21 protein-coding genes and 1 tRNA gene are annotated in these 20,495 nt (G+C 39.9%); 8 read left to right on the top strand and 14 right to left on the bottom strand.

Annotated elements, in window-relative coordinates:
• Positions 1-9 precede the first annotated feature (9 nt).
• Positions 10-315 (top strand): hypothetical protein, encoded by a 306-nt coding sequence (locus R8495_RS08910; RefSeq protein WP_317635125.1) that lies wholly within the window; start codon positions 10-12, stop codon positions 313-315.
• Positions 316-419: 104 nt separating this feature from the next.
• Entirely contained in the window at positions 420-608 is a 189-nt protein-coding gene (locus tag R8495_RS08905; protein ID WP_317635124.1) for a DUF4926 domain-containing protein, read from the top strand.
• A gap of 283 nt (positions 609-891) precedes the next feature.
• On the opposite strand, the gene R8495_RS08900 is transcribed toward R8495_RS08905, so the two are convergent.
• Positions 892-965: transfer RNA gene (locus R8495_RS08900), tRNA-Arg, on the bottom strand.
• 10 nt (positions 966-975) lie between these two features.
• The gene (locus tag R8495_RS08895; protein ID WP_317635123.1) at positions 976-1,854 is read right to left on the bottom strand and encodes a deoxyribonuclease IV; all 879 of its coding nucleotides are present in this window, start codon (positions 1,852-1,854) and stop codon (positions 976-978) included.
• A 66-nt stretch (positions 1,855-1,920) separates the two neighbouring features.
• Here R8495_RS08895 and R8495_RS08890 point away from each other — a divergent pair, with 66 nt between their 5' ends.
• Genes R8495_RS08890 through R8495_RS08880 form a run of 3 tightly spaced genes read left to right on the top strand, consistent with a single transcriptional unit; the run spans position 1,921 to position 5,499 of the window.
• Positions 1,921-2,379, top strand: a complete 459-nt coding sequence (locus tag R8495_RS08890) for a hypothetical protein (RefSeq protein ID WP_317635122.1) — start codon at positions 1,921-1,923, stop codon at positions 2,377-2,379.
• 56 nt (positions 2,380-2,435) lie between these two features.
• A complete protein-coding gene (locus R8495_RS08885) occupies positions 2,436-3,977 on the top strand; it encodes a multicopper oxidase family protein (RefSeq protein WP_317635121.1) in 1,542 nt (513 codons plus the stop codon).
• A gap of 55 nt (positions 3,978-4,032) precedes the next feature.
• Positions 4,033-5,499: a glycoside hydrolase family 1 protein gene (locus tag R8495_RS08880; protein WP_317635120.1), complete on the top strand. Its 1,467-nt coding sequence runs from the start codon at positions 4,033-4,035 to the stop codon at positions 5,497-5,499.
• 33 nt (positions 5,500-5,532) lie between these two features.
• Here the strand turns inward: R8495_RS08880 and R8495_RS08875 are convergent, their stop codons facing one another.
• The gene (locus R8495_RS08875) at positions 5,533-6,114 is read right to left on the bottom strand and encodes a histidine phosphatase family protein (protein WP_317635119.1); all 582 of its coding nucleotides are present in this window, start codon (positions 6,112-6,114) and stop codon (positions 5,533-5,535) included.
• 102 nt (positions 6,115-6,216) lie between these two features.
• On the opposite strand from R8495_RS08875, the gene manA reads away from it, so the two are divergent.
• Complete coding sequence (gene manA / locus R8495_RS08870) at positions 6,217-7,185, top strand: mannose-6-phosphate isomerase, class I (protein WP_317635118.1); 969 nt, start codon at positions 6,217-6,219, stop codon at positions 7,183-7,185.
• Between the two features lie 27 nt (positions 7,186-7,212).
• Here manA and R8495_RS08865 read toward each other — a convergent pair whose 3' ends face one another.
• Genes R8495_RS08865 through R8495_RS08840 form a run of 6 tightly spaced genes read right to left on the bottom strand, consistent with a single transcriptional unit; the run spans position 7,213 to position 11,808 of the window.
• Positions 7,213-7,776 carry an SOS response-associated peptidase family protein gene (locus tag R8495_RS08865; RefSeq protein ID WP_317635117.1) on the bottom strand — a complete coding sequence of 188 codons (564 nt, stop codon included), beginning with the start codon at positions 7,774-7,776 and terminating at the stop codon, positions 7,213-7,215.
• Entirely contained in the window at positions 7,777-8,631 is an 855-nt protein-coding gene (locus R8495_RS08860) for a lysophospholipid acyltransferase family protein (protein ID WP_317635116.1), read from the bottom strand.
• The gene (locus tag R8495_RS08855) at positions 8,628-9,581 is read right to left on the bottom strand and encodes a glycosyltransferase family 8 protein (protein ID WP_317635115.1); all 954 of its coding nucleotides are present in this window, start codon (positions 9,579-9,581) and stop codon (positions 8,628-8,630) included. Before R8495_RS08855 ends, R8495_RS08860 begins: the two co-directional genes overlap by 4 nt.
• Positions 9,574-10,398: a glycosyltransferase gene (locus tag R8495_RS08850; RefSeq protein ID WP_317635114.1), complete on the bottom strand. Its 825-nt coding sequence runs from the start codon at positions 10,396-10,398 to the stop codon at positions 9,574-9,576. The genes R8495_RS08855 and R8495_RS08850 overlap by 8 nt, the downstream gene beginning before the upstream one ends.
• Positions 10,395-11,180 (bottom strand): lysophospholipid acyltransferase family protein, encoded by a 786-nt coding sequence (locus R8495_RS08845; protein ID WP_317635113.1) that lies wholly within the window; start codon positions 11,178-11,180, stop codon positions 10,395-10,397. The genes R8495_RS08850 and R8495_RS08845 overlap by 4 nt, the downstream gene beginning before the upstream one ends.
• Positions 11,161-11,808 carry a TetR/AcrR family transcriptional regulator gene (locus R8495_RS08840; protein WP_317635112.1) on the bottom strand — a complete coding sequence of 216 codons (648 nt, stop codon included), beginning with the start codon at positions 11,806-11,808 and terminating at the stop codon, positions 11,161-11,163. The genes R8495_RS08845 and R8495_RS08840 overlap by 20 nt, the downstream gene beginning before the upstream one ends.
• A gap of 92 nt (positions 11,809-11,900) precedes the next feature.
• On the opposite strand from R8495_RS08840, the gene R8495_RS08835 reads away from it, so the two are divergent.
• Together R8495_RS08835 and coaBC are read left to right on the top strand one after the other, a co-directional pair.
• Positions 11,901-12,647 carry a DUF4931 domain-containing protein gene (locus R8495_RS08835; RefSeq protein WP_317635111.1) on the top strand — a complete coding sequence of 249 codons (747 nt, stop codon included), beginning with the start codon at positions 11,901-11,903 and terminating at the stop codon, positions 12,645-12,647.
• Complete coding sequence (coaBC, locus tag R8495_RS08830; protein ID WP_317635110.1) at positions 12,641-13,858, top strand: bifunctional phosphopantothenoylcysteine decarboxylase/phosphopantothenate--cysteine ligase CoaBC; 1,218 nt, start codon at positions 12,641-12,643, stop codon at positions 13,856-13,858. Before R8495_RS08835 ends, coaBC begins: the two co-directional genes overlap by 7 nt.
• Before the next feature lie 11 nt (positions 13,859-13,869).
• Here coaBC and R8495_RS08825 read toward each other — a convergent pair whose 3' ends face one another.
• The 5 genes from R8495_RS08825 to R8495_RS08805 are packed head-to-tail and all read right to left on the bottom strand — an operon-like array spanning position 13,870 to position 20,397.
• The gene (locus tag R8495_RS08825; protein ID WP_317635109.1) at positions 13,870-15,282 is read right to left on the bottom strand and encodes a 6-phospho-beta-glucosidase; all 1,413 of its coding nucleotides are present in this window, start codon (positions 15,280-15,282) and stop codon (positions 13,870-13,872) included.
• A gap of 51 nt (positions 15,283-15,333) precedes the next feature.
• The gene (locus R8495_RS08820; RefSeq protein WP_317635108.1) at positions 15,334-16,302 is read right to left on the bottom strand and encodes a LacI family DNA-binding transcriptional regulator; all 969 of its coding nucleotides are present in this window, start codon (positions 16,300-16,302) and stop codon (positions 15,334-15,336) included.
• Positions 16,303-16,352: 50 nt separating this feature from the next.
• Complete coding sequence (locus tag R8495_RS08815) at positions 16,353-18,221, bottom strand: ABC transporter ATP-binding protein (RefSeq protein WP_317635107.1); 1,869 nt, start codon at positions 18,219-18,221, stop codon at positions 16,353-16,355.
• Positions 18,221-19,954, bottom strand: coding sequence for an ABC transporter ATP-binding protein (locus R8495_RS08810; protein ID WP_317635106.1), 1,734 nt, complete (start codon positions 19,952-19,954; stop codon positions 18,221-18,223). The genes R8495_RS08815 and R8495_RS08810 overlap by 1 nt, the downstream gene beginning before the upstream one ends.
• Positions 19,951-20,397, bottom strand: coding sequence for a MerR family transcriptional regulator (locus tag R8495_RS08805; RefSeq protein WP_317635105.1), 447 nt, complete (start codon positions 20,395-20,397; stop codon positions 19,951-19,953). The genes R8495_RS08810 and R8495_RS08805 overlap by 4 nt, the downstream gene beginning before the upstream one ends.
• Positions 20,398-20,495 lie beyond the last annotated feature (98 nt).

The following is a 20,495-nucleotide window of genomic DNA, read 5'->3' as shown; positions in this document are numbered from 1 at the left end:
GATTTTGATATGGTAGGGGTATTGAAATTTTTTGCTAAACGAGAAGGCTTTGGGGTAGATTTAGTTTGTTTATCATTTAAAGATGATCTAGACGAGTATGAAACATATCATTTAGTTAAGCCGCTAGATGATCAACATGTGCTGGCGGAAGTTGATTATCCAGCAAGACCTGTAGACTACTATGCATATTTAGATTTTGAAACTTTTTATGATTATACAGTTGAAGCAGTCATGGATATTCTGGCAGAGGATCCAAAGTGTACGAAGCTGATCCCGTTATTGAGGGAAGTTAAAAAAGGCCTTGGACTAGATTGATCAGAAAAGTATATTAGTCTTGCTGCAGTCCAAAATTATTGATTATCCGATTAAGAATTTCAGGTAGTGAGGTCAGTGATGACAATTCAAAAAAGGAGATTCTAATGACACTTAGAGAATATGACGTTGTGATTAGCACAGAAGATATTGATGAAAATGTAAAAGTAGGAACCAAGGGAGTGGTCGTTATGGTACTGGATAAAATTCGAGAAATATATGAAATTGAATTTTTTGATGCCAACAAAGATACAATCGAGGTTATGGAAGTTAGTGGAACAAAATTATATCGATGACGATCTTTAAAGATATTGGCGAATTAAAACAGACAGCGTGTCATCGATCGAATGAAATTTTCTTAAAATCCATCAGTCTGATTGTTTTTTGGTTAACGGTTTAGAACAAAAAGAAATCAACGGCACCAAATTGAGGTATGATAAACTTAAACATTGATGATTATTCTAAAAGATGCAAGAAGATGCGAAGAAAGACGGTAAGACAATAGAGATCCATGGCGGTCCAATGGATAATACTGGCGGAAAGTAAATTCAAAAAAGCTGTCACGAAGACAGCTTTCGATGGCCCCTGTGGGGTTCGAACCCACAACCTACGGTTTCGAAGACCGGTACTCTATCCAGTTGCGCTAAGGAGCCATCTACTATCTTACTTCGAAGCAACAATTTTTTCCAGTAAATCGGGCTCAAATTTTTGAGATTTAAGCATCGCAACTTCGCATTTATAAGGAGAATGTCCGTCTACCGCAGGCGTTTCAAGGATTTTCGGAACTGATTTTAACGCTTCATAATGAGCAATATAATTCAAAGTTTCAAAGCCAATCGTCCCAAAGCCAATGTTTTCGTGGCGATCCTTGTGCGCACCTTGAACATTTTTGGAGTCATTAAGGTGGAGAACTTTCAGCCGCTCTAATCCGATGATTGAATCAAATTCTGCCAAAACTCCGTCGAAATTGTTTTTGATGTCATATCCAGCATCACTGGTGTGACAAGTATCAAAAGTAACAGATAAATGTTCGTTGTATTTGACCCCGTCAATAATTTCGGCAAGCTGTTCAAAGCTAGTTCCGACTTCGCTGCCTTTACCTGCCATGGTTTCAATTGCAATTTGAACTTTTTGGTCGGGCGCGATTACTTCGTTTAGCCCTTTAATCACTTGGGCAATCCCGGCCTCAACGCCAGCTCCTATGTGTGATCCAGGGTGAAGGACAATTTGCGTTGCACCTAATGCCTCTGAGCGCTGAATTTCTTCTTTTAAAAATTGGACGCCGAAATTAAAAATGTGCTCTTTTGCGGTGTTGGCAAGATTAATTACGTATGGAGCATGCACTATTAAAGGAGCAATGCCGTTTTCTTTCATCAAAATCTGCCCAGATTCAATTTGCGGCAAGTTTAAAGGAGTCCGCTTGGTATTTTGCGGCGCACCGGTGTAGATCATTAGAGTGTTTTCCTGATCGCTAAGTGCTCCTTTGACAGATGAAATCAACATTTCTGAACCGGAGAACGGTTGAACTGAACCTATTAACATTTTTTCTTCTTTCTATTGTTTAGTCTATGATATCATTAAAGGAAATAAAAGTTTAATAGGATTAAAATGGTAGAGACATGGGATCAGGCGGCCGCCAGAGGATTAAAAGAATTAGCTGTTTTAGAAGCTAAAGAGAAAATCCATGACGAGTTGCCCAAAATTCAAGATTTGAAGCTTCCAATACTTTCACTTTCGGAGCAGTTAGAAGTTTCCAAAAAAATAATTGAACATTATCAAAAGCAGAATTACCGGGTAAATTTGAAATTGTATACTCCTGCCGCGCGTTTTAAGTATTTAAATTTATTTGGTGCTTCTGAATTGAGCCAGCCGGTTTATGATGAAACGGGTAATTTTGTGTTGCCTGCAAGTAACTCGGCCCAAATTTTGGTAATTCAAAACTTAATTTATTACCAAAAAGTTGAATCGCGGCAAGAAACGAAAATTGCTTTTCAATTAACCTGGGATCAAGAGTTGGCTATTAATAATCCTGTTAAATTACATCAAAATTATTTCCAAGAAGATTAAATTAGGTAGAGACTTTTTAGCGAGAAGGATATATGATGTAGGCAGGAGGTTCTTTTATGAACAAAGAAGTGTACAAGGATTATTTTTTTGATGCTAATGGGTACGACATTCAAGATGGGGGCTACAAGGAGTTAGAGGAGCCAAAGACTCCAGCAGTTCCTTTGGCAGTCCCGGAACTTTTAAAACCGGACCGCGAAACGCAAACGGATATCTATTATACAGTTTGTGCGCAAACGGGAGAGACGGAAATTTTGCCAGGTGAAAAAACTAAGACATGGGGTTATAATCGTTCCATTCTAGGCCAAACAGTGGTATTCCCAGTTGGTAAGCATATTCATGTGACCTTGCAAAATCGCTTGCCAGAAATTACTACATTTCATTGGCACGGCTTGAATGTTTCTGGTCCTTACGTTGACGGAGGTTGCCACGCACCAGTTTATCCGGGTGAAGATTCTGAGATTGATTTCACTTTGAATCAACCTGCATCGACCAACTGGCTGCATGCTCATCCGTGTCCTGCAACCGCAGAGCAAGTTTATAAAGGTCTTGCAACAATGGTTGTAGTTACCGATCAGCATGAAGCAAGTCTAAGCTTGCCAAGAACTTATGGGGTTGATGATATTCCAGTGATTTTACAAGATCGGACTTTTCATGAGAATAATCAATTAGATTACCGCACGGATTATGATCCGGATGGGGTTTTAGGTGTAACGCCATTGGTTAACGGAACGGTGAATGGTTATTTTGATGTCACTGCTAAAAAAATGCGGCTGCGTTTACTTAATGGTGCAAATCGTCGAGAATGGCGACTGCATTTTAGTGATGATTTAGAATTCGTTCAGATTGCAGGAGATGGCAGTCTATTGCCAAAACCCGTTCATTTTACGAAGCTAATGCTGACTTGTGCTGAAAGGGCGGAGCTTGTGGTTGATTTTAGTAAGTACAAGCCAGGCGACGAAGTTATTTTGTATTCAGATCAGACCCCGATAATGACTTTTCGAATCAAAGAATTTACTAACGATCAACATGTTGAAGTGCCAGACGAGCTTTTAAAAATCGAGGTGCCAGCTGTTGATCCCGAGACTCCTGTGCGCAAGGTTGTAATGTCTGGCATGGACGAGTCAGTAATGATGGATCACAAGAAGTTCAAGATGGACCGAATTGATGCTGAACAAGAAGTTGGATTGGTTCAGTATTGGGACGTTTCAAATACCAACGGTCGCAAAATGGGAATGGTGCATCCATTTCACTGTCATGGGATGAGTTTCTTGGTGATATCTCGTAATGGACACGATCCTTATCCAAATGAACGCGGATTTAAAGATACTGTTGGGGTTAATCCAAGTGAAACGGTTCGGATTTTGGTTCGCTTTGACCTGGCAGGCCTGTACATGTATCATTGCCATATTTTAGAGCATGAGGACGGCGGCATGATGGCACAGATTGAGACTTTTATTCCGGGTAAGCCGCGGCCGCATTATGAATTGATGACAATGGATAAATTGATGAAGGCATTTTCTGAAGAACGAGGTATTCCAGAAGATGAGCTTTGGTTACCAGGAATGGATTCGTATCATAAAATGCATATGGATATGTAGAAAGAGGACACCTCAGTTTTTGCTGAGATGTTTTATTGTATAAAGGAGGATTTAAATGACTTTTCCAAAGAATTTTCTCTGGGGCGGCGCGACAGCTGCTAATCAGTGTGAGGGTGCGTATGATGTCGATGGCCGCGGGTTAGCCCGCACTGATATTACAACTGCCGGGAGTTTGAATCAGCGGCGGCAAGTGACTTATGAATTTCCTGATGGAACGACGGGTAAAGGAGACAAAGTTCCAAAAAATGCTCATGGAGCAGTTTTGCCAGGCGAGTATTATCCTAATCAGGTGGGAATTGATTTCTATCATCACTATCAAGAAGACATTAAATTGTTTGCTGAAATGGGATTTAAGACCTTCAGAATGTCAATTTCTTGGTCGCGGCTTTTTCCTAACGGTGACGAAGAAAAACCGAATCAAGCAGGGCTAGATTTTTACCGGCGAGTCTTCGAAGAACTGCGTAAGTATCAGATTGAGCCGTTGGTAACCATCTGGCATTTTGATACGCCACTTTACTTAGAGGAGCACTATGATGGGTGGAATAATCGAAAGGTAATTGATTTTTTTGTTAAGTTTGCGACCACCGTTTTTAAAGAGTACAAGGGACTTGTTAAATATTGGTTGACTTTTAACGAGATTAACAACACGATTCAATTTCTAGATATGTTTGGTGATAGTGCGACAGAAAAAGATTATCAGGACGCTTATCAGCAGCTACACTATCAGTTTGTGGCCAGTGCGCGGGCTGTGAAAATTGGTCATGAGATTGACCCAGAAAATCAGATTGGATGCATGATCTGTGGAATCGCAAATTATCCTCTAACGAGTGATCCAAAAGATATCATGCTAAATCGTCATGTTTGGGAGAAGAATATTTTCTATTGTGGCGATGTTCAGTGTAAGGGTGAATATCCAACGTTTGCCAAGAGATTATGGGACGAACACGACTTGGCTCTTGATATCACACAAGTTGATTTGGCCGATCTAAAGGCTGGCACGGTTGATTTGTATACTTTTTCCTATTATATGTCAAACGTCGTTTCGACCCACAATGACCCGGATGCCGAAAAAGTCAGTGGCAATTTTGTGATGGGCCTTAAAAATCCATACTTGAAATACTCTGAGTGGCAATGGGCTGATGATCCACTTGGCTTACAGTACTACTTAGAAGTTGTGAACGACCGTTATCATCTTCCTTTGATGGTCGTTGAAAATGGCTTGGGCGCGATTGACAAAGTGGAAGCTGACGGGAAGATTCATGATCCTTACCGCATTGATTATTTCAGAGGCCATATCGCGGCGATGGGGGCAGCGATTGATAACGGCGTCGACTTGATCGGCTACACTCCTTGGGGCTGTATTGATCTAGTATCGGCTGGCACAGGTCAGATGTCCAAGCGCTATGGAATGATTTATGTTGATCTCGATGACGAAGGTCACGGCACGATGAAACGCAGTAAGAAGGATTCGTTTGACTGGTATCAAAAAGTCATCGCCTCTAATGGAACAGATTTAGCGTAAATAAAAAATGGAACTCTTTGCGGGTTCCATTTTTTAGTCCAGCGAGCTGAAATCGGAGTTAAACATTTCTTGAAATGAAAAAATTCCATCTTCATAGAAGAACTTCAAAATACAGCAATTTTCATAATGTAAGTACTCATGGCTAGCTTCATGTTGCTGCCATGCACGGACAAAACTGCGTATTGTTCCTCCATGAGACACAACAAGTTTGTTGGGCGAGTTATCAGTGGTGACAATTTCCATCATTGTTGCGGTAATTCTTTTTTGGACGTCTTGATCACTTTCTCCGCCGAAAAGTGGGAAGAAATCAGTGTCATGATTGTAAGGATACATGTTGACGGGCTGAGCTTCAAAAGTACCATAATTCCATTCTCTTAAACCTTTTAGGCGTTGATACGGCAAGTCAGTTACCAGTTCCAGGGTATCTGATGCTCGCTCGGAGGTTGACGCGTAAGCACGATCAATTCTGATTTTGCGATCAGTGAAGTAGTGTTCGGCGATTTTTGCTTGAGCAATTCCCTTTTCCGTTAGCGGTGAGTCAGACCAGCCTTGAATGCGGTCTTGTGAGTTAAACAATGTTTGAGCGTGGCGCATGAGATAAATCGTTTGGTGCATTTTAAAATTTCTCCTCTTTTTTTATTTCTTCTAATAAGGTAACACAAAAAGACTCGAAGTTGTGTGCTACAATGATGAAAAAAGAGGAGGATAAATCAAACGATGATAGAACCATTGTTTTTGAGCCCCAGCTTTCAGCCGAAAATTTGGGGCGGGCGCAAGTTAGAGACGGTTTTTAATTATCAAATTCCAGCCGGAAAGATTGGAGAAGCGTGGGCGATTTCAGCTCATCCCCATGGTCCGAGTAAAATTCAAAACGGACCACTTGCAGGCGAAGAATTAAATGAAGCTTTTAAATTACACCCGGAATATTTTGGTAATCCGAAGGAGAAAGTTTTTCCGTTATTAACCAAAATTTTGGATGCTGATGCAAGTTTGTCGGTGCAGGTTCACCCGGATGACGAATATGCCGAAGTTCATGAGCATGAACTGGGAAAGACGGAGTGCTGGTACGTAATTCAAGCTGACCCAGACTCTTATCTAATTTATGGGCATCATGCTAAAAATCGGCAGGAACTTGCTGAAATGATCAATAAAGGTGAGTGGGATCAGCTTTTGCGTAAATATCCAGTCAAGACAGGAGATTTCATTTACGTTCCGAGCGGCACTATTCACGCTTTAAACAAGGGCATTATGGTGCTTGAGACCCAGCAGTCAAGTGACACAACGTATCGACTGTATGATTATGATCGCGTGGATGAGAAAACGGGAGAGAAGCGGGAATTACATTTGCAACAATCAATCGATGTCACGACGGTCCCCAATGTTGATCCCAAACTTAATGTTAAAGAGCAACAGCGCGGAGCATCGACTTTCACGACTTATATCGAAGCGCCGATATCACCGTTTTTTAGTGTTTGGCAGTGGCGCATCAAAGACCGTCAAAAATTAACGCACCAGCGAGCTCCGTACACTTTGGCATCAGTTATTGAGGGCAAGGGCAGCTTGAGCGTTGATGGCAAAGATTATCCAATTCAAAAAGGTGTGCATTTCATTATTCCAGCTCAGGTTTCAACTTGGGAGCTGGCGGGCGATTTGCAGATTATTGCCTCAGAGCCAAATAATAAGTAAATGCAAAAAAGAACTGATTGATTAATTTCAGCTCTTTTTTTCAACTCTTAAACTTGGCATCTGCGCAGTTATTAATCTGCGGGCAAAATTCAGATCAGTTAACCAAGGTTTAATCTGACTTTTTGTTAAAATCACCGGCATCCGTTCATGAACAGCTTTGACGCTGACATTTGGTTCAGTGGTGAGAATAACGCTGCAGGCAACGTTATTAAAATAAGCATAAAATCCTGCGAGATAAAGATTTTGTTCATTGCCGTAATCGAAAAGGTATTTCTGATGCAGTTGATCCCATTCATAAAAACCAGTTGCTGGAAAAACACAGCGTGATTTTAAAAAGGGATTTTTGAATAATACTTTAGATTCTACTGATTCCCTGCGCGCATTAATTACTAATTGGGTTGGCTTAAAGCCAGGAAATCCCCATTTCATTGCAACTACGCAGATTTTTTGATCTTTTATGATAATAGTTGCGGGATTTGAACCGGGAGTCACCTCACCAATCGCTGGCTTTTCCCCTTGTGTAGCAGCTAAATCATAAATTCGTTTAATTTCTGGATTTTGATTTAGCTCAAATTGATAACGACCGCACATTTAGTTGCCCTGCCAGCCTGCAATATCACTTGGACTAAATTCATAGTCTAATTTCTGGTGGTAGGATTTTTCATAAGCTGCGGATTTTTGGGCGTAATCTTTTGCCATCATCATGTTGGTATTGTGTTCAATATTTTGGTCGGGGTCAGGGTAAATCGTTGGCAAAACGTGGACAACGTAGCGGACTTTTTTGAATTGTTGATTATCGTCTTGAGCTAGATCTTGAATTTCAACAAAGCAGGAAATAATTGGGACATTTAGTTTCGCAGCGAAATAATAAGCACCACGCTTAGGCGGACGAGGGAGACGGTAATTAAACCACATCTCCTGCTCAGGATAGATGAGAACGTAGTTTCCTTTTTGAAAAGTTTCCTGTAAAAGTCGGGGAAAAGTGGCCTTTAAATAACGAAAACTTTTACTAAGAGGAATAATATCGTCATAATTCATAAAAAAACCAAGCAAACCAGTCATTTTCAAATTAGTTGGTTGGCTGACAACAAAAAGTCGACGGTGTTTTTTTGCAACTAATTTCCTGATGGCGGTGTTATCAAGGGGATTAAAATGATTACAGGTGATAATCCCGCCTTGCGGCAACTCAGAAATTTTACTGGCAGGTTCAATGATCGTGTTAGAGTTAACAATGTCGGTTAAAGCTCGCATCGAAAAGCGAGCGAGCCAGTTTTTAACGTGATAAGAAAGCGTTGAACGGTGGGCAAGAAAACTATGAATCAACTGATCTTCTTCCTCAACACTAAGAGTTGGATCAGCAACTTCAACCTTGTCGTTAAAAAGTTGATGATCTGCATTTTGCTTGATGTTATCAATTACTTGACTTTTATCGCCTCCAATAATCATACGTGAATTTGAACTCCTTGTTGCAGCACTTTTTTGAACGTCACTGGATAATCAGGCGTTTCTTCAACGCGTTTAATTAATAAATCCTGACGTTCTTGGTCGTGTTGTTTTTGTTCAGCAGAATATTCAGCTTTAATTTTTGCAACCTCATCATAATAGGGAGTTTCACGTGATGATTCCCAGAAGAGATCTTCAAAAGGTACCTTGTCATAATTCCATGGTTTGCCAAATAAATTGTAATGAACGATATGAGGTTTAAAATTCATGGAAATAACATGTTCGGTTTGCACATCCCAGCGCGGATCGAGATAGAGTGTTTTGCCAAAACAAAGAGCATTTAAGTAATCTTGATCAGGAGCAATTAATTTAAAATGATATTTGTTTAGAAGATCCATAAATTTTTCGCTAAAATGTTGCGCGCGAAGAGCTTTTAAATTCATGAGTAAAACTCCTGAATTAATATAGAAGTTCTCATCCACTGCAAGAGCATCGCGTGCGTATTTGCGTCCGCGTGGATCGTGGGTGATAAAAGCATCCGGAACTGCTCCGATTAAATTGTCAAGAAGATCTTGGTCATATAATTTAGCTGGATCGGTATTAATAACGGTGTCGCCGTCTAAATAAATTGCTTTATCGTATTGGGGAAAAAGATCAGCAATAAACAAACGATAATAAATCGTAAAAGTAACGAAATCTGCTCGTAATGGATTTTGGTCATTGTTAAGATCTTGCTGCAAATCATTTTCCAACTGCTTGAAATTAACACGGATATTATCTTGAGCAAATTGCTGCAATTTGGTTATATTATCGGCTGCCAATTCTTGATAAATAATAGTTATTTCGTAAATATTAGCGGGATTAGCAACTTTTCCTAGAGAGTTCAAAGAAGCTGCTAAGTATGGTGCATAAGTATCATTAATGCCATAAAAAATGGGAATAATTTTAGTCATCTATTTTTTCCTTTAATTTTAAGTATTCTTCTAGAACATCGTCAAAAGCATGTTCGTGCAAAACATCATGCATGCGCTCGATTTGCCATGGCTTGACCTTTTGAACGCGAAAAGGTCGGAAGTGGAAGGTGTTAGAAAAATGGCGGAAGACCGTGTCGTAGTGCAGTTCGTGCTGCTCATTATATTCGTCTCCGACAATTCTTTTAGTGTGACAGAGCCGATTAATTGCCGATTGATCTGGCATTAACATCCACCGAGTACGGCAAACTCTGCGACATTTAGCGAAAAGTCCGTTTTTACGGATTAAATCCATGTTTAAAAGCAAAACTCCGGAGTTGAGGTAATCAAATGGCCTAGCTTCATGGTGAAACCACCATTTACCATATTGATCGAGTGTCCCGACTATTTCATGATGATGGAGATCTTGATAGTAGTAATCCTCAAAATTTCGATGACATAAAACATCAGTGTCGAGATAAAGAATTTTGCTTGGAATCTCTGGTAACTCGTCGGCATAAAGTCTAAGCATACAGTTCGGAGTAAAGAAAGTATTCATATTCATGACAGGCTTTTCTTGATTAAATAGGTACGTGATGTCGATTTTGGTTACCGAACTTTCAGGATTTCGCTTTTTAACGACCTGATCTAGCAAGATAATTGTTGCATCATCAATGGGATGATAAACTTTTTTGCGTTGATGGATTTGAGCGGTTAATACGAAAATATTCAAAGCCTCTGGATTGTATTTAAGGAGCGATAAAATTGAAGTAATCAGACCATCTCGGATCTTTTGATCACCACAGTATAGGATATTCATTGATTGATGTCTCCTTTAAATTGGTAGTGGACGTATTCATAAGTGCTTAGACAGCTCCTTTTTTCAAGGCATGCTTGAACCTTATCGCGCAGCTCTTTTTCTTGGGCAATTTTGGATTGGTCTTGATTCCAGGTAATTGGACCGTCGAGATAAACGGTCACTTTAGGTTTTTTGCTCCAGCGCCGATTTTGAAAAGTCGTGGTTTTACAATAAACCGGCGCTCCTGTTTCGATCGGGTAATGAAATGATCCCAACTCAAGTGGCCGAATTTTGGTGTAATAGGGCCAGACGTGGGCTTCGGGATAGATAAACATCGCTTTTTTCTTTTTAATTTTGTCCAGGACCGCACGATTAAAATCAAGCAGGCGATGGCGATTGCTCGGAATTGGCACAACTCCGCCATATGGAAGGAGCGGACCAATCACCGGAATCGCGAGATTTTCCGGCGCCACAATTGCAGCCACTTTCGTAAGAGGGACCAATAAAAAAATGGTAAAACTGTCACCCATCGGAAGGGTATGATTGCCGTACACAAAATATCCCTGATTGATATTCTTTAGAAGATCTTTGTTTTCGACCTTTAAATGAAGAAATATTATCGCATAAAACCATGCAATAATTTTGGCGACTAGACTAACAGCAGGAGCTAGTAGACTGTAAGTCAAGCGATCAGTGGAGTAATTATAATCATCTGGCAATTGATAGTTTTGGTGCTTCAAGGTTACCACATCTTCTTTAAAAGAATGATAAAATGTAGTTAACTTAGAGGGTGAGGTAGACATTTCGTGCAAACCTCCGGAGATCTTTTTCGAAGTCGTACCTGTCATTCGGTGCAATTTTGGTCACTAGAAAAAAATAGCTCATTACTTGAGTGACGATTAGTGAAACAAAGTTCTGAAATGCCTCTTTATCTTTCGAGCCAGTAAGATCTTTATATTTATGCCACATTAGACGCATCAGTTTATCTTGTTTCTTACTTAAAGAGCTTAGGGCGGCCGCTTTAACATCTTCGTTGGTCAAAGCTTGGGAAATTAAAATGATAATTATTTCCGAATTTCTATACATGAAATAAAATCTTTCACTAATGAGATAATAAATTCCTTCTTCAACGTGATCAGCACTGAGTTTTGTTTCCCTTAAACTATTTAGAAATTGATCGGCATAAGTTGGAATCAGTTGCTTGATGACTGGACTAAGAATGGAATTTAAAAGCTCTGCCTTGCTGTGAAAATATTTGAAAATAATTGCTTGGCTTACATCGGCATCTTGAGAAATTTCATTAGTGCTGGTCTTATCATAACCCTTGGTTGAAAAAAGCTTAATCGCTGAAGCTAGAACTTTTTGTTTACTAGCGGGCATTTCATCTGTGTTGTACCAGTAATTTAAATTTGTAGCTAATTTATTTTCCATACGTATCCTTTTGGAGTGATTAATCACTAACCCAGATCATACCAGAAAGAAGTTTAAAAAACAATTATCATAATGGTTTAAGGAGGCATATAATGAATTTAATTTTCCAGCCAGAGGTTGCGCAAAAGAAGCCGCACGGCAGTAATAACTGTCCTTTTTGTGAGCCGTCCGATCTCACAGATATTCTTGATCAAGAAGGGGACTGTATCTGGGTGGTTAATAAGTATCGTACTTTAAAAGATGCTTGGCAGACTTTGATCATTGAAACTAATCAGCACGATGGCGACTTCTCTAATTACACTCAAACCCAGAATCGGGCAATTATAAAATTTGCCTATTCAAAGTGGCAGGAAGTTATTGCCAGCGAAAAATTTCGCAGTGTTTTGTTTTATAAGAATTTCGGGCCGCACTCGGGAGGGAGTTTAACGCATCCGCATATGCAAATTGTCGGTCTTGATCAGATCGATGTCTTAGATAATGTGGCAATTGATAACTTTACAGGCATCAAGGTTTGGGAGCAAGGTGGAGTAAAGGTGAATCTCTCGACTCAGCCGATCGGTGGATTTTTGGAAATTAACTTCTGGCTGGATTCGGTTAAAGCGCTCGACTCATTTGCTGATTCCTTGCAGATTGTGGTCCGTTATTTAATGAACGATTATTTGGAAGGGCGTATGGATTCTTATAATTTGTTTTTCTATCAATTTCCAGGCCAAGTATTGGTCAAGATTTTGGCGCGCTATGTGACTTCTCCGTACTTTGTTGGCTATAAAATACCGCAAGTTAATGATGAAAAGACAATGGAACACATCAAAAATCAATTAGGACAGCTGTTATGTTAAAAAATAAAAATATCACCCTCTACGTGACGGGCAGCATTGCCGCTTATAAAGCTTTAACTTTGACACGCTTATTAGTCAAGGCCCAGGCCAACGTCCGAGTTGTTATGACCGAAGCAGCGCAAAAATTTGTGACACCTTTAAGCTTTCAGACGCTTACCAAGAATCGTGTTTTGACTGACTCTTTTGAAAGCGTTAATCCAGCGGTAGTTGATCACGTCGAGTTAGCGCGTTGGAGCGATTTGGCGATTATTGCTCCAGCAAGTGCAGATTTTATTGGCAAAATGGCGCAAGGACTTGCCGACGACATGGCTTGTTTAACACTGCTTGCAACTAATGCGCCGAAATTTATTGCACCTGCTATGAACGACCAGATGTGGCTCAGTCCAGCTGTTCAGCGAAATGTTCACATTCTACAAAACGACGAGGTTCATTTTATTGACCCTGATACAGGATTTTTGGCAGAAGGGTACGAAGGCAAAGGGCGGATGGCAGAGCCTGCAGAAATTGTCAACTCGCTGATAGCTTTTTCAAATTTATCGAAGGAACTTGTTGGAAAGAAAGTCGTCGTAACTGCTGGTGGGACGCAGGAAAGAATCGATCCCGTTAGATTTATTGGTAACGATTCTTCGGGCAAAATGGGTTATGCGGTGGCGCGGGCTTTTTTGGCGCGTGGGGCAGAAGTCACTTTAATCAGTGGTCCTACGAAGCTTACGCCTCCAAATAATGTTAAATTCATTTCAATTGAGAGTGCAGCAGAATTACAAGATCAGGTAATCAAAAATTTCGCTACAAGTGATATCTTGGTGATGGCAGCTGCAGTGGCCGATTTTAAACCAGTAAAACAATCAAAACAAAAGATCAAAAAAGATCCAACTAACGATCGTTGGACCTTAGAATTGACGAAAAATCCTGATATCTTACAGGCGGTAGCCAAGATTAAACGCTTAAATCAAGTGACCGTTGGCTTTGCAGCCGAAACGACGGACCTGATTAATCATGCAACTAAGAAATTATGCGAAAAAAGCTTGGACTTGGTCGTGGCAAACGATGTCTCTCAGCCAGGAGTCGGCTTTAACGTGGATACTAATCAAGTTACTTTTATTAGCTCAGATAAAACTGTTGAATCGACTGAATTGCTAACCAAAAGTGAAATCGCCGAATTGTTGGTGGATAAAGTAATCAAAAAAACAGCTAAATCAAATTCGATTTAACTGTTATTTTTTTAAAGTTCAAGATTTTGCTGAGCTAAAGTTTCATCAATATTGCGAGCCACTTCATCGTGAACTTGAACTCCCTGAGCAATAAGCTCATCAATTTTGTCAGCAAATTGGGGCAGGAATTCCTTGTTAGCGACTAACATTTCGTCAAGCAGATCTTTGGCTTTTTGACCGCTAGGAATCAGGGGATTCATAATGAAAGCTTGGAGTGCTAAGCCATAGTCGCCAGTCACTGCTGCTTTGTCAATCACCAACTCCATGTTTTTCATCAATTGAATCCAACCGCGTTCAGCAGGCTGGAAAGGGCCAAATGTTAGCGGAATTGCGCCCGCAGCACCAATTTGAGCTGAGACTTCAACGGTATGATCACTTGGTAGATCTGGGATTGCACCGTTATTTAAAGTCGATACAACCATATGCGTACGCTTATCAGCGTAGATCGAAGCGATCGATTCGCAAGCAGCATCAGAATAGTGAGCTCCACCACGTTCAGCTAGTTGTTTTGGCTTGTAATTGAGATTGGGATCTTGATACAACTTGAATAGTTCATGCTCAATTTTGATAACTTCTTGTGCTCGAGTAGCACCATTATCAAATTCTTCTAAACTATGATTAAGCATTTCCTCTTGCCGGTAGTAATAACGATGATAACCACAAGGAATCATCTTCATTTGTTCAAGCTGCTCTTTAAAGAAGTTAATTTCGAAAATATTCTTTGGCAGACCAGCGTCCTTGCCTTCATACATTTTATCGATGATTTCCATCGTTACTTCTTTGCCGGTTTTATCCCATACTCGATGCCAGTGGAAGTGATCGATGCCCGCAAATTTATAGGTCAAATCTTTCAATTCACGCCCAATTGTCTGCGGCTCAGTCATCATTGCCATTACTGGTACATTACAAAGTCCAATGACCCGCGGCCATTTGCCATAATGTTGAATGGCTTCAGTGATCATTCCACTTGGGTTGGTGAAATTAATTAACCATGCATCTGGGCATAATTCCTTCATGTCCTTAACGATGTCTAAAATAACTGGCACGGTCCGAAAAGCTTTAAAAATTCCACCCGCACCATTAGTTTCCTGGCCCAAAAATCCATAGCTGCCGGGAATTCTTTCGTCTTTAACCCGTGCTGCCATTAAGCCAACTCGAAATTGAGTGGAGACGAAATCGGCGTCTTTTAAAGCTGCGCGGCGATCTAGTGTGGTGATGATTTTCCAATCGAGACCAGATTTCTTCACCATTCTTCTGGCCATTTCGCCCACGATGTTTAACTTCTTTTCGCCTGCAGGAATATCAACCAGCCAAATTTCTTTGATTGGCAGTTGATCTTGCCTTTTAATGTATCCTTCGATTAATTCAGGTGTATAACTGGATCCTCCACCAATTGTCACCATTTTTAGTTGATTTCTAGTCATCTATATTACCTCCGAATTAAGAATAGCTTGTGGGATTGATCCCAGGTCAAGCTAAATTTTTTGGTAAATAAACTTAGGAACTTGCGGCACAAAAGGTAAATTTTTCTGGTTAAGTTGGTTATAGAGGTAAATGAATCCGTTTTTTGCTTGGCTGCGAAAACAAAAATCAACGGTGGGGATGTTCATTAATCTTGCGATTTCGCTATCATCACTACCGATCACAAAACAGTCCTCGGGCACTTTAACTTGGTTGAGTCTTAAAGCGCTAATAAATTGGGCGGCAACATAATCAGAGTAAAAGATCATCGCAGTTGGACGATTTTTCTGGGCAAGCCATTTTTGGGCGACGTCTTGACCAGCATGAGATTGCTGTCCATAAAAAAGTTGATAACTGTGGTCACTTGCTTGATGTTGCAGCGAAAAGTCCTTGATCGCTTGGATGCGGGCTTTAGTGTTTTCGTTTCGCTCTAATGAGAAAACATGCCCCACGCGTTCAAATCCTTTGTTGTAAAGCTTCTCTAAAATTTTGAAATAAATAGGATAGTGGTCAACATAGTTTGAATAAATATTGGTATTCTTGACGCGTTGCCAGGTGGCAATTGGAGCAAATTGGGTGTAGGAATTGATTAAATCCCATTCGTTAATTCTCGTTAAAATAAACGCTGCATCTAGAAGATGATTAGCGAGCGATTCTAGAATTTTTTGTTCGTTTTTGGCATTTTTAGTGAAAAACACAGTCGTGTTGTAGTTATAACTTGCGGCCATGCTGTTAAAAATATTGATAAATTCTCCCATCAAAGGGAAGTAATCAGCAGATAGGAAACCAATGGTTTGCGTTTTACAATTTCGAAGATTTTTGGCAACCTGATTTGGAGTGTAGTTAAGCTCTTGCATCGCATTAAGAATTATTTGTCGTTTTTCAGAGCTAACATAACCATTTCCGCTAGTGACGCGCGAAATAGTTGATTTAGAGAAACCAGTTTTTTTAGCAATGTCATAAATCGTTGTAATGTTGAACACCTCCTAACTCCAATTATAACGAAAAAATCCCCACTAAGGGGGATTAATTGTTATAAACTAACGTTTCCAGCAAACTGACTGTTATAAAGATCGGCGTAGAACCCATTTTTTTCAATCAATTCATGATGGTTGCCAGTTTCGATGATCGATCCGTGATTCATGACGATAATCTTATCGGCGTCTCTAATTGTTGAAAGCCGGTGAGCAACGACAAAGCTGGTCCGATTTTGAAGCAGGCGGCCCATCGCATGTTGGATGTGAATTTCGGTTCTCGTATCAACGGAACTAGTTGCCTCATCTAGAATTAAAATTTCAGGATTAGCGACAAAAGCGCGGGCAATTGTGAGCAATTGCTTTTGTCCTTGGGAAATGTTAGAAGCCGATTCGTCTAAGACTGTTTGATATTCGTCAGGGAGTTGACGTACAAAATCGTCGACGTGGGCAGCTTTCGCGGCAGCAATGATCTCATCATCAGTTGCATTTTCATTTCCGTATTTAAGATTATCCCAAACTGTTCCATTAAATAGCCATGTATCTTGTAAAACCATCGCAAAATGTGAGCGGAGTTCTTCACGGGTAATATTTCGAGTATCTTTTCCGTCAAGGCGAATTGAGCCGCCTTGAATGTCATAGAAGCGTTCTAATAGGTTGATGATTGTAGTTTTTCCAGCGCCAGTTGGTCCAACGATGGCAATCATTTCTCCTGGTTTAACCGATAGCGAATAATCTTTTAGAAGTGGAACATTTTCTTCGTATTCAAAGACTACGTGATCCATTTCGATTTTGTTATCAGTTTGTTGATCCGAAACATCAACCTTAGTATCTTTCATGTCTGGTTCATCTAAGACCTCAAAGACCCGTTCAGCTGAAGCAACAGCGGTTTGAATTGAGTTGGTAATATTAGCTAGCTGGGTGATCGGTTGCGAGAATTGTTGAGTGTATTGCAGGAAAGCCTGAACGTTACCGAGAGTAATTTTTCCCTTAGTAACTTGAATTCCGCCATAGATTGCAACGAAGACGTAACCAAGGTTAGAAACGAAATTCATTAATGGCATAATTAGTCCAGAAATCATCTGTGCTTTCCAAGAAGATTGATAAAGTTTTTCGTTTTCTTCATTAAATGGTTTAATTGCTTTATCTTCTTGGTTAAAACTTTTGTCGATCAGTTGACCTGCATAATTTTCTTCAATCTGATTGTTTAAAAGACCTAAGCTCTTTTGCTGCTGGATAAAATGCTTTTGTGAGCGCGGAGCAACTAGTCCAACGACTACTAAACTTAAAGGAATAGTGATAAGAGCAATCAAGGTCAGTTGCCAGCTGATTGTTAACATCATCCAAAGTGTTCCTAAAAACATGGTAATGCTTGTGATCAGCTGAGTTAAATTCTGTTGGAGCGTGCCAGCGATATTATCCATGTCGTTAACTGCACGTGATAAAATATCTCCATTTGAATGCGTGTCATAATAGCTAATTGGAACTATTTTCATTTTTGCTTTAAGCTCTTTACGTAAATTGTAGACAGCACTTTGAATGACTTGGGTCATAATGAACTGCTGGAGGAAACTAAATAGCGCAGCAATTAAATACAAGAGAATGACCGTAAATAGGATCTCTTTAATTTTGTCAAAATTAATTGGATAGTGGGTAATATGAAGGCCGTTTTTTTTCATTTGGATTCCGACCATGAAACCTTTAAAGATTTCAGTAGTAGCTTTTCCCAAAACTTTCGGAGTTTGGACTTGGAATATTTGGGATCCGATTGCAAGAATTACCACAATTACCACGGCGATTGTATATTTCTTAAGATAAGATCCTAATCGTAAGAGGGTGCCCCAGAAATTTTGCGGTTTAGAAGTTGCAACCGCAATCTGTCCTGGTCCCCCGGAAGTTGGCGCTTTAGTTCTGTGAACTTCGCTCATTATTGGTCACCCTCCTTAATCTGTGAATTAACAATATCTTGATATACTTCATTATTTTTCTTCAATTCTTGATGGGTTCCAAGGCCGACCATCTTACCATCGTCAAGGACAACAATTTGATCTGCACTAGCTACAGTTGAAACTCGCTGACCGACGATCACGACAATTTTGTTCTTGATCCGCTCGTCATCTTTAAGAGCTTGGCGCAAAAGTGCATCTGTCTTGAAATCAAGCGCCGAGAAAGAGTCATCAAAAATATAAATGTCAGCCGATTTAACGAGGGCCCGCGCGATTGCAAGCCGTTGCTTTTGTCCACCAGAGAAATTGTCGCCACCTTGTTCTACGACTCCGTCAAGCTGGCCAGGAAGTTCTTTGACAAAATCGCTTGCTTGGGCAACCTCTAAGGCGTGCCAAAGCTGTTCATCGGTTGCACTTTCGTCTCCAAAAAGCAAATTACTACGTACTGTTCCTTTAAAAAGCACTGATTTTTGGGGAACTAAAGACACATGATCTTGCAAAGCGTCAATATTGGTATCCTTAACGTCAATGCCATTGATTTTGACTGATCCGTGAGTTGCATCGTAAATCCGCGGAATGAGATTAATCATCGTCGATTTACCAGAGCCCGTTCCTCCAATAATTGCAAGGGTTTGTCCCTGATTCATAGTTAAATTAACGCCACTTAGCGCAGGAACTTTTGCCTTGCCATAGAAGAAATCAACATTTTTAAATTCGAGAGATAAATCCATAATTTCTGTTGGAATTTCAGTTGGTGAAGATGTCTCTTTCAATTCTGATTTAGAATCCAATATTTCATTGATTCTGGCAGCTGAAGCTTGAGCACGAGGAACCAAAAAGAAAACCATGGAAAGCATCATGAAGCTCATCAGAATTTGCATTGCGTAAGTAATAAAAGCAACCAAATTACCCATTTGCATCTCAATGTTACCTATTAAATGAGACGCCTGCCAGGTGATCCCGATGTTAGTACCACTCATAACAAGGGTCATCACTGGAAACATTAAAGATACCAATGAAAACACTTTGCGAGCTGTATTAGTATAGTCTTTGTTAGCTTCGTCAAATCGATTTTGTTCAAAATCGTCTTGGCGAAAAGCTCTAATTACTCGCACGCCAGTTAATCCTTCTCGAAAAATTAAATTAATTCGGTCAGTTTTTTTCTGAAGAGATTTAAAAAGAGGGGTTGCGAAATATAAAATTAAGCCAACAAAAACTATTAAAACTGGAATGGCAACTAAGAACACCGAAGTAAGTTTAGCTTCTTTGCGATAAGCCATAACACTTGCGCCAATTAACATAATTGGCGATTGAATCATCATTCTTAATGCCATCATCGTCACGTTTTGAATCTGGTTGACGTCGTTAGTCGTCCGAGTGATAAGAGAAGCAGTTCCGACCTTATCGAATTCTCCACGCGACATATTTAAAACTTTAGAATAGATGTCACTCCTTAACTCTTTACCAAATCCTTGGGATACTTGGGCTGCACAATAAACATTGCCGATGGCAGCAAGAATAAAAATAACAGTTACACCTAACATTTTCATCCCTGCTTGGACAATATATCCGGTATTGTTTTTGGCAATCCCGTTATTGATCATATCTGAAGTATAATTTGGTAGCATCAGAGTCGTTACAACTTGAACGATCATGAAAACAATTGATAAAAAAACCAACACGTTTTTTACTCTTGATTTTGAAAGCTTGATCACACTTTTTCCTCCTTAGAAGCTTTATTTTTTTGTCTAAGTAATCTGACATTTTCGTCTTGCACCTCGACGACCATCTGATATCCAGGGTCATTATCTATTTCACCAAAATGAAGTTTGACCATTTCACCGTCATTTTGAATGTCATTTAAACGTTGCATGATAAATGTTCTAATGATAGTTCCATCATCGCAGCGAGATCTGATAATTTCACTGGCTTTCGATAATGTAAACCCGTTGTCGATGTAGTACTTGATTAAAATTATGCGCATCAAAGTGTTAAGATCGTAACGCTTATTACCGCCATCAATTCTTTGGATTGGATGAACTAAGCCTTTTTTTTCCCAATATCTTAATTGGGCTCCACTGGCTCCTGTGATGCGACTTGCTTCACCAATGCCAATAGAAAGATCAAGTTGCTTGATCACTTTGACTAGGTTATCCATGCTCTCCTCCTTTTTAAGTAAATTGTTATTATGTAATCAGAGTTCTTTATCACATTATGTGATAAACTTATAACATTTAATATCATACCACGATCCTT

Origin of the sequence: Xylocopilactobacillus apicola (genome assembly GCF_033095985.1) — a bacterium.
GTDB lineage: Bacteria > Bacillota > Bacilli > Lactobacillales > Lactobacillaceae > Xylocopilactobacillus > Xylocopilactobacillus apicola.
This window is presented reverse-complemented; position numbering and strand designations above follow the sequence as displayed.

What these genes read in the sequence shown, in the direction of transcription:
- R8495_RS08910 (WP_317635125.1), top strand. Translation starts at nt 10, where the DNA reads ATGGTAGGGGTATTGAAATTTTTTGCTAAACGAGAAGGCTTTGGGGTA.
- R8495_RS08905 (WP_317635124.1), top strand. Translation starts at nt 420, where the DNA reads ATGACACTTAGAGAATATGACGTTGTGATTAGCACAGAAGATATTGAT.
- R8495_RS08895 (WP_317635123.1), bottom strand. Translation starts at nt 1,854, where the DNA reads ATGTTAATAGGTTCAGTTCAACCGTTCTCCGGTTCAGAAATGTTGATT.
- R8495_RS08890 (WP_317635122.1), top strand. Translation starts at nt 1,921, where the DNA reads ATGGTAGAGACATGGGATCAGGCGGCCGCCAGAGGATTAAAAGAATTA.
- R8495_RS08885 (WP_317635121.1), top strand. Translation starts at nt 2,436, where the DNA reads ATGAACAAAGAAGTGTACAAGGATTATTTTTTTGATGCTAATGGGTAC.
- R8495_RS08880 (WP_317635120.1), top strand. Translation starts at nt 4,033, where the DNA reads ATGACTTTTCCAAAGAATTTTCTCTGGGGCGGCGCGACAGCTGCTAAT.
- R8495_RS08875 (WP_317635119.1), bottom strand. Translation starts at nt 6,114, where the DNA reads ATGCACCAAACGATTTATCTCATGCGCCACGCTCAAACATTGTTTAAC.
- manA (WP_317635118.1), top strand. Translation starts at nt 6,217, where the DNA reads ATGATAGAACCATTGTTTTTGAGCCCCAGCTTTCAGCCGAAAATTTGG.
- R8495_RS08865 (WP_317635117.1), bottom strand. Translation starts at nt 7,776, where the DNA reads ATGTGCGGTCGTTATCAATTTGAGCTAAATCAAAATCCAGAAATTAAA.
- R8495_RS08860 (WP_317635116.1), bottom strand. Translation starts at nt 8,631, where the DNA reads ATGATTATTGGAGGCGATAAAAGTCAAGTAATTGATAACATCAAGCAA.
- R8495_RS08855 (WP_317635115.1), bottom strand. Translation starts at nt 9,581, where the DNA reads ATGACTAAAATTATTCCCATTTTTTATGGCATTAATGATACTTATGCA.
- R8495_RS08850 (WP_317635114.1), bottom strand. Translation starts at nt 10,398, where the DNA reads ATGAATATCCTATACTGTGGTGATCAAAAGATCCGAGATGGTCTGATT.
- R8495_RS08845 (WP_317635113.1), bottom strand. Translation starts at nt 11,180, where the DNA reads ATGTCTACCTCACCCTCTAAGTTAACTACATTTTATCATTCTTTTAAA.
- R8495_RS08840 (WP_317635112.1), bottom strand. Translation starts at nt 11,808, where the DNA reads ATGGAAAATAAATTAGCTACAAATTTAAATTACTGGTACAACACAGAT.
- R8495_RS08835 (WP_317635111.1), top strand. Translation starts at nt 11,901, where the DNA reads ATGAATTTAATTTTCCAGCCAGAGGTTGCGCAAAAGAAGCCGCACGGC.
- coaBC (WP_317635110.1), top strand. Translation starts at nt 12,641, where the DNA reads ATGTTAAAAAATAAAAATATCACCCTCTACGTGACGGGCAGCATTGCC.
- R8495_RS08825 (WP_317635109.1), bottom strand. Translation starts at nt 15,282, where the DNA reads ATGACTAGAAATCAACTAAAAATGGTGACAATTGGTGGAGGATCCAGT.
- R8495_RS08815 (WP_317635107.1), bottom strand. Translation starts at nt 18,221, where the DNA reads ATGAGCGAAGTTCACAGAACTAAAGCGCCAACTTCCGGGGGACCAGGA.
- R8495_RS08805 (WP_317635105.1), bottom strand. Translation starts at nt 20,397, where the DNA reads ATGGATAACCTAGTCAAAGTGATCAAGCAACTTGATCTTTCTATTGGC.